This window comes from Mesorhizobium sp. M7A.F.Ca.CA.002.05.1.1 (assembly GCF_003998335.1).
Taxonomy (GTDB): Bacteria; Pseudomonadota; Alphaproteobacteria; order Rhizobiales; family Rhizobiaceae; genus Mesorhizobium.
The window spans coordinates 1-2649 of sequence record NZ_RZQI01000825.1; the positions used below are offsets into that span (position 1 = coordinate 1).

The following is a 2649-nucleotide window of genomic DNA, read 5'->3' on the forward strand; positions in this document are numbered from 1 at the left end:
CAGCAGGGCCTGTACGAATATGACGCCGTCTCGCGGCTGCGCGACAGCCAGCTTGGCGACGAGCGCTTCAACGACATCAGGAACTACATCAAGCGCGGCAAACTCTGGGAGGCGTTCGCCGCCGGCAGGAAGGTCGTGCTTTTGATCGACGAGATCGACAAGGCCGACATCGAATTCCCCAACGACCTCCTGCAGGAACTCGATCGGATGGAGTTCTTCGTCTACGAGACCGGCGAAACCATCCGCGCCGCCGTCAGGCCGATCGTCATCATCACCTCCAACAACGAGAAGGAGTTGCCGGACGCGTTCCTGCGCCGCTGCTTCTTCCACTACATCCGCTTTCCCGACGTCGATACGCTGCACAGAATCGTCGATGTCCACTATCCCGGCATCAAGCAGAACCTGGTGCGAGCGGCGCTGACCCAGTTCTACGAAATCCGCGACGTGCCCGGCTTGAAGAAGAAGCCGTCGACCTCCGAGGCGCTCGACTGGATAAGGCTGCTGGTCGCCGACGATATCGCGCCGGAAGATCTGCGCGCCGATCCGAAGAACGCCCTGCCCAAGCTGCATGGCGCATTGCTGAAGAACGAGCAGGACGTGCATTTGTTCGAGCGGCTGGCGTTCATGGCACGAAGGCAGCAATAGGTCAGCAGCAGCGCTTTCCCTTCTGTGGACCGTTGCCCGCAGCCGAACAGGCAGGCAGCCTCGGCCAAACCTTCAGAGGAGATGACATGTCTGAGATTATCGTCCGCCCGCTCGCGCAGTCCGACCACGCCGATTGGCGGCGGCTGTGGACCGACTACCTCACCTTCTATGAGACGAAGCTGCCGGAAGAGGTCTATGCCGTCACCTGGAAGCGGCTTTTCACCGAAGGTGAGTTCGAGCCGAAAGGCTTCATCGCCACGCTGGACGGCAAGGCGGTTGGGCTCACCCACTATCTCTACCACCGCTCAGGCTGGTCGGAAAAAAACAACTGCTATCTGCAGGACCTGTTCGCCGACCCTGACGTGCGCGGCAAGGGCATCGGCGCTGCGCTGATCGAGGCGGTGAGACAGGAAGCCGAAAAAGTCGGCGTCAAGAACGTCTACTGGATGACGCACGAGACCAACACCACCGCGCGCAAACTCTACGACCACGTTGCGCGCCGCACCGGCTTCATCGAGTATGATTTGCTGTAGATAGACAATGTTCATCCCCTTTTTCCTCGAACTGAAGGCCGCGCGTGTTCCCGTTTCGCTCAGGGAATATCTGTCGCTGCTGGAGGGGCTGGAAGCCGGGCTGGTCGACTACGACGTCGAAGGCTTTTATTACCTCGCCCGTGCGGCGCTGGTGAAGGACGAGCGCCACATCGACCGCTTCGACCAGGTGTTTGCCCATGTCTTCAAGGGCATCGAAGCACTGGGCGGGCCGGATGCCGTCGATGTCGCCAATATCCCTGAGGAATGGTTGCGCCGCCTCACCGAAAAGCACCTGAGCGATGAAGAGAAAAAACTGGTCGAGGCGCTGGGCGGTTTCGAGAAACTGATGGAAACCTTGAAGCAGCGGCTGCAGGAGCAAAAAGGCCGCCACCAGGGCGGCTCGAAATGGATCGGCACCGGCGGCACCTCGCCTTTCGGCGCCTATGGCTACAATCCCGAAGGTGTGCGTATCGGCCAGCATGAAAGCCGCAACCGCCACGCGGTGAAGGTGTGGGACAGACGTGAGTTCAGGAATTTCGACGATGCCGTCGAACTCGGCACCCGCAACATCAAGATCGCGCTGAAGCGCTTGCGTCGCTGGGTGCGCGAAGGCGCCGAGGAGGAATTCGACCTGCCCGGCACCATCCACGCCACCGCCGAACATGGCTATCTCGACGTGCAGACGCGGCCCGAACGGCGCAACGCGGTGAAGCTTTTGATGTTCTTCGATGTCGGCGGCTCGATGGACGACCACATCAAGAGCGTCGAGGAGCTGTTCTCGGCTGCCCGCGCCGAATTCCGCCAGCTCGAATATTTTTATTTCCACAACTGCCTCTATGAGGGCGTGTGGAAGGACAATCGCCGCAGGCATGCCGAGGTGATTCCGACCTTCGACCTCATCCATAAATACGGTCCGGACTACAAGGTGATCGTCGTCGGCGACGCCTCGATGAGCCCTTACGAGATCGCTCACCCCGGCGGTTCGGTCGAGCACTGGAATCCGGAGGCAGGCAGCGTCTGGCTCGGCCGCCTGCTGCAGCAATGGCCGAACGCGGTATGGCTGAACCCCGAAGACCCCAAGAACTGGGGCTACACCCATTCGATTGCGATGATCCGCGACATCTTCGGCGGCCGCATGTTCCCGCTGACGCTGGCCGGGCTCGAAGGCGCGACCAAGCAGCTTTCAAGGAAGCATTAGTTGTCAGAGGTGCGGAACCATCACCTCAGAGACCATCAATCGTGAAAGTTGGCGCCGCCCCTCACTGTCCTGCCGGACATCTCTCCCCGTAAACGGGGCGAGAGGGCCTGGCCGCAACGCCGGCGCCTTTCTTGCAACGCTGACAATTGGCGAAATCGCGGACGACAGGGCCCCTCGCCCCGTTTACGGGGAGAGGATGCCGGCAGGCAGGTGAGGGGCGGCGCAGACGCCTGAAGAAGGGGGAATTCAACCTTGGAACGTCAGACACTGGGC

Annotated in this window: 3 protein-coding genes; all 3 read left to right on the forward strand. The window is 61.0% G+C overall.

All coding sequences use genetic code 11. The annotated features are described in order from the left end of the window. Positions 1-645: AAA family ATPase (locus EN939_RS29075; RefSeq protein WP_164751309.1), on the forward strand; the 645-nt coding region annotated here is incomplete at its 5' end. Between the two features lie 86 nt (positions 646-731). After that, entirely contained in the window at positions 732-1178 is a 447-nt protein-coding gene (locus EN939_RS29080; protein WP_127270385.1) for a GNAT family N-acetyltransferase, read from the forward strand. Between the two features lie 7 nt (positions 1179-1185). Beyond that, entirely contained in the window at positions 1186-2376 is a 1191-nt protein-coding gene (locus EN939_RS29085) for a vWA domain-containing protein (RefSeq protein WP_127270384.1), read from the forward strand. Positions 2377-2649 lie beyond the last annotated feature (273 nt).